This window comes from Parolsenella sp., from assembly GCF_982402205.1.
The window spans coordinates 1-5,497 of sequence record NZ_CEVYAT010000109.1; the positions used below are offsets into that span (position 1 = coordinate 1).

Genomic DNA, 5,497 nt, shown 5'->3' on the forward strand with positions numbered 1-5,497 from the left:
GAGCCCCTTCATGGGCTGCTCGAGCAGCGTGAGCCCCAGCCCCGTGCCGCAGGCGGAAGCGCGCGACGAACCCCAGCCGGGCGGGCAGGCGCACGCCACGCCTCGTGCCGCCCCGCCCCAGCTCGTGGCGCAGGAACTGTAGCGGGGTCTTTCCCATCTTGCGCAGCAGGCCCACGAGCGTCACGCCCACGAGCAGGGCGAACGGCACGACGGTGCACATGGCAAAGACGCGCCAACTCCAGGTCATGTGGTAGGGCGGCAGACTGTAGGAGTTGTAGTAGAGCCCCTTCATGGGCTGCTCGAGCAGCGTGAGCCCCAGCCCCGTGCCGCAGGCGCAGGCGAGCGCGCCCACGAGGGCGGGCGTCGCCAGGTAGTGGGCCACGATCTCGCGCGTGCGCCAACCGCTCGCGAGCAGGGTGCCGATGACGGCGCTCTCCTCCTCGATCTGCGCGCCGCTGAGCACCACGAAGACGAAGCCCATGATCACGATGATGATCGCCATCATCATCTCCCACATGGAGGAGTCGCCCTCGACGTCATCGGCGGCATATCCTATGCCCTGGTTGGCGTCGGCGTCGATGAAGTCCGAGACGCGCGCGTCGTGGTCGGCGAGCGCCTCCAGAACGTCGGCCTCGGCGTCCGTGCGGCGCGCGGCAGACATCGCGCGGTCGCCAAACACGATGGCGTAGGTGTACGAGACGGGCGCCACCTCCTCGAGCGCGGAGAGACCCTCGTCGCTCACCTCGGCCACGCCAAACGACAGGGCGTTGATCGTGAAGTCGCTGTTGTTCTCGAAGAGGGCCTGCTGGTCGGGCAGGGTCATGATGCCCACCACGGAAAGCTCGCGGCCGGCGAGCTTAACCGTGCCACCCACGTGGATGCCGTTGTGGCTCGCGAAGACGCGGTCGACGGCGACCTCGCTGGCGGCCTGGGGCGCGCGGCCTTGCGCATAGGCCGCGACGTCGACTTGCGTGCGGTGGGCGTAGGTGCGCACGGTTGCCTCGCGCGCGGCGGCGCTGCCGTCTACTTGCTCCAGCGCGGCGTCGACGCTCGTGATGGGCACGACCTCGGCGCCGCCATAGCCTTGCGCCGCGTCGCGGGCGGCGTCGAGCTGCCCGTCCGTTGCCTCGTAGTCGAGCGTGAAGCGGGCGTCCTCGATGACGTAGTCGTCGCGCATCGTCGACATGATGACGTTGATGGAGTTCGCCGCAAGCAGAAATCCGCTCACGAGGGCGATGGCCCCCGCCATGAGCAGAAAGATTCCCAGGTACTTGCCCATGTTGTTGCGGAGCTCGCGCGGGAGCCTCTTGGTCAGCGGGTTTCTCATGGTTACCACTCGAGCTCCAGCGCGTGGGCGGGCGCGGGGTTGACCTCGTCAGAGACGATGAGGCCGTCGCGCAGGCGCAGCACGCGGCTGGCCATGCGCGCGATGGCCGCGTTGTGCGTCACCATGACGATCGTGCAGCCCCAGTCGCGGTTGACGCGCTCCATGAGGTCGAGGATCTCCTTGGAGGTGTGGTAGTCAAGCGCGCCCGTGGGCTCGTCGCACAGCAGCAGGCCCGGGTTCTTCACGAGCGCGCGACCAATCGCGCAGCGCTGCTGCTGGCCGCCCGAGACCTGGCGGGGGAACTTGTCGCGCTGCTCCCACAGGCCCAGCGAGGCGAGCAGGTCGTCCATGGGCAGGGGGTTGCTCGACAGATAGGCCGTGACCTCGATGTTCTCGCGAATCGTGAGGTCAGGCACGAGGTTGTAGAACTGGAACACGAAGCCCAGCTCGCGACGGCGGTACTCGCCCACCTGCTTGGGGGCGAGCTCCGTGAGCTCGCAGCCACCCACGCTGATGGTTCCGCCGTCCGCGCTCTCGAGCCCGCCGATGAGGTTGAGGAAGGTCGACTTGCCCGAGCCGGAGGGTCCCAGCATGACGCAGATCTCGCCGCGGCCCACCGTGGTGGTGAGGCCGTCGAGCACCTGCACGCGGGCATCGCCCTCGCCATAGTGCTTCTTGAGGTCGCGTACGACGAGGTAGGGCTCGCCGGCGGCTTCCCGGGTGGTGGGCGAGGGGGTCGCACCTGTGGCGCGGCGGCGGGTGAGAGGTGCCATTGCTGCTCCTAGTTGGCTTGCGTAGCTATAAGTTAGCCAAATCTAACGAATTAGTTAACGCAAGTATACTCCGCGGCTCAAAGGGGTAGGGGCAGGCTTTGACTCAAATTTAAGATTCTTGTTTACATAAGACAAAATGAGGGTAATATGCTGCAAGGTTTACATAAGTAATGGCAGCTGTCGCACGCCGGGCGGGTCCCAGGAGGGGGGCGGCCCGGGCGGTTGCCGCCTTAGGGTGCGCTCGAAGCGCACGTGAGGGAGAGAAATGGGACTTACGCAGGCCGCCGAGCGCGCGGCGCTCAACAAGCTCGTCGACTACCTTGACGAGAACCCCGAGGAGCACGTCGACAAGATCATGGACCTCGTCAACAAGCTCGTGCCGGACAACGTCTTCCCCGTTCAGCGCCAGGCGTTCACCGACGTCATCAAGAGCCGTGGCAACTGGTACCAGCTCATCATGAAGGTCTTCCAGCTCAACCCCGAGATGCGTACCAAGCTGCTCAGGGCCCTGCTCATCGACGGCAACCTGCTTGCCTGGCCGCGGCAGGAGAAGGCGCGCGAGAAGTACCAGCGCAACATCCCCTGGGCCATCCTGCTCGACCCCACGAGCGCCTGCAACCTGCACTGCACCGGCTGCTGGGCCGCCGAGTACGGCCACCAGCAGAACCTCTCGCTCGATGACATCGACAGCATCGTGACGCAGGGCAAGGAGCTGGGCACCCACATCTACATCTACACGGGCGGTGAGCCGCTCGTGCGCAAGCACGACCTCATCAAGATCTGCGAGAAGCACCCCGACTGCGCCTTCCTGTGCTTCACCAACGCCACGCTCATCGACGAGGCCTTCTGCCAGGACATGATCCGCGTGGGCAACTTCGTGCCCGCCATCTCGGCCGAGGGCAACGAGCACACTACCGACGCCCGCCGCGGCGAGGGCACCTACGTCAAGATCGAGCGTGCCATGGACCTGCTGCGCTCGCACAAGCTGCCGTTTGGCATCTCCTGCTGCTGGACCAAGGCAAACGCCGACACGGTCGCCACCGAGGAGAACATCGACTGGATGATTGAGAAGGGCGCCCTGTTCTGCTGGTACTTCCACTTCATGCCGGTGGGCCGCGCCGCCACGGCCGACCTCATCCCCACGCCTGAGCAACGCGAGAAGATGTACCGCTTCATCCGCGAGATGCGCGACAAGAAGCCGCTCTTTACCCTTGACTTCCAGAACGATGGCGAGTACGTGGGCGGCTGCATCGCCGGCGGCCGTCGCTACCTGCACATCAACGCCGCGGGCGACGTCGAGCCGTGCGTCTTCATCCACTACTCCAACGTCAACATCCACGACGTGAGCCTGCTTGACGCCCTGGGCAGCCCCATCTTTATGAAGTACTACGAGGGCCAGCCCTTCAACGGCAACCACCTCAAGCCCTGCCCGATGCTCGAGAACCCCGACACGCTGCCCAAGATGGTGGCCGAGAGCGGCGCCCACTCCACCGACTTGGTGGAGCAGGAGACCCCCGAGCAGCTGCGCGAGAAGACCGTCGGGGCCGCCAAGGCTTGGGCGCCCATCGCCGACCGTCTCTGGGAGGACGAGTCGGACTCGATGTACGCCAAGCGCCACAGCGCCGACGGCTCGCAGGGCATGGCGGCCTCCGACATGGACAAGTTCGCCGCCCAGGGCCACCGCGGCTACGTCGACGAGCCCACGGCCACGAAGTAGCGAGCGCACCCAACCCGTTCGATTAAAGCGAGGGGCCCGTCTTCCCTGGGGGAGACGGGCCTCTTCTCGTATGACGTGTGTCATTAGGGACGGGTCCGTTTGCCCATGCCAGCGGGAACGTGCCTTCTGTCATATGACATCAAACACGTCCCCGCTGTCATACGCTAGATGCGCACCTCGAACTGGGGGCTGTCGCCAAGATTGCGGCAGCCGCGCCGCTCGCACGAGGCAACCGAGAAGCCCAGGCCCAGGCGGCGCAGCATCTCGTACTTGCTACGGGCGTCTGCGTACTGGTCGCGCAGACCGCGCAGCACGTCGCAGACGGCCACGCCCGTGCCCTGCAGCTCGCACGACACGGTGCCGTCGTCCTCGTTTCTCACCCAGCCGGCCACGCCCGCCTGGCGGGCGAGGGCCTGGCAGGTCCAGCGAAAGCCCACGCCCTGCACCATGCCGGTAAAGACGAGGGCGAGGCGAACCTCCTCGGGAACGTCCCAGCGCTCGATGACCTCGTCGATGTCTATGGGCGTTTCCATGGGTGCTCCTTGCTGACTGGACGTTTTGCGAAAGCTGCCGATTTGGCCAAGGGCACCTCGTCGGAGCCCCCTCGCTCACGTCCTCGCCGCTGCGCGGCTGCGGGATGACTCGCTCAGGACTCCGACGAGGTGCCCAGCTATGCGTCGCTCAGTGTCATGGCCTCGTGCGGGTTTTAAGCGAGCATCCCGCAGCCGCAACGCGGCGAGGACGCGAGCGAAAGACCCGCACGAGGCGCGCTAGACCTTACAGGCAGCTCTCGTAGATAGCGCGGGCGTCGGCCATCGTGAGCCTCTGGATCTGGCCAAACTCGGCACCCTTATTAATCTCGAGCGTCTCGAGCAGGGCGTCGATGTCGTCTGCGGTGACGCCCAGCTCGCCCAGCGTGCGCGGCATGCCCAGCGAGCAGAAGAAGGCCTGCAGCTCGTCGATGGTGGCGAGCACGGCGTCCTCGATGGCCTCCTCGGGCGTGGCGTCGATGCAGTCCTCGACGACGTCGACCGGCTCGATGTCGAAGACCCGCGCGCCCAGCGTGAGGAAGCGCTCGGGGGCAGACTGCCAGACGTAGCGCATCCAGGCCGGCATGATCACGGCGAGGCCGGCGCCATGGGCGATGCGCGGATCGTGAGCGGAGAGCTCGTGCTCCATGCCGTGGCTCTCCCAGCCGCCGGCGCGCTTGCCGTCGACGCCGCGGCCACAACCGGCGAGGTCGTTGTGCGCGAGCGTACCCGCCCACATGAGGTTCGCGCGGGCGTCGTAGCAGGTGGGGTCATCGAGGACGCGCGGCGCTTCGTCGACGATGGCGCGGATGAGCCCGCAGTCGAGCTCGTCGGTCACCGGCACGGGGCCGCTCGTCGAGAAGAAGCGCTCGAGGATGTGGGCGCACATGTCGGTGATGCCCGCGGCGGTCTGGTAGGCGGGCAGCGTGAAGGTGAGCTCGGGGTCCATGATCGAGACGACTGGGCGGTTGAGCTCGGTGGAGAGGCCCTTCTTGAGCAGGGTCTCGTCGTTGGTGAGCACGCTCGAGGCGCTGGCCTCGGAGCCCGCGGCCGGGATGGTGAGGATGCAGGCCACGGTGGGCTTGCCGCCCGCGACGGGCTCGGCGGCGTGGGTGTAGAGGTCCCAGACGTCGCCATCGTAGGGAACGCC

The 5,497-nt window shown here is 66.6% G+C and carries 5 protein-coding genes; 1 reads left to right on the forward strand and 4 read right to left on the reverse strand.

What is annotated here, in order from left to right; translation table 11 throughout:
* The coding region (locus tag AC1VTH_RS06270) for an FtsX-like permease family protein (RefSeq protein WP_481335312.1) at positions 1 to 1,327 on the reverse strand (1,327 nt) is incomplete at its 3' end.
* Positions 1,328 to 1,329: 2 nt separating this feature from the next.
* Entirely contained in the window at positions 1,330 to 2,100 is a 771-nt protein-coding gene (locus AC1VTH_RS06275) for an ABC transporter ATP-binding protein (RefSeq protein WP_301829629.1), read from the reverse strand.
* A 265-nt stretch (positions 2,101 to 2,365) separates the two neighbouring features.
* Between AC1VTH_RS06275 and AC1VTH_RS06280 the strand changes: the two genes are divergently transcribed.
* A complete protein-coding gene (locus AC1VTH_RS06280; protein WP_481335313.1) occupies positions 2,366 to 3,817 on the forward strand; it encodes a radical SAM protein in 1,452 nt (483 codons plus the stop codon).
* A gap of 164 nt (positions 3,818 to 3,981) precedes the next feature.
* Here AC1VTH_RS06280 and AC1VTH_RS06285 read toward each other — a convergent pair whose 3' ends face one another.
* Together AC1VTH_RS06285 and AC1VTH_RS06290 are read right to left on the reverse strand one after the other, a co-directional pair.
* Positions 3,982 to 4,350 carry an acylphosphatase gene (locus tag AC1VTH_RS06285; protein WP_481335314.1) on the reverse strand — a complete coding sequence of 123 codons (369 nt, stop codon included), beginning with the start codon at positions 4,348 to 4,350 and terminating at the stop codon, positions 3,982 to 3,984.
* Positions 4,351 to 4,594: 244 nt separating this feature from the next.
* Positions 4,595 to 5,497: iron-containing alcohol dehydrogenase (locus AC1VTH_RS06290; RefSeq protein ID WP_481335316.1), on the reverse strand; the 903-nt coding region annotated here is incomplete at its 5' end.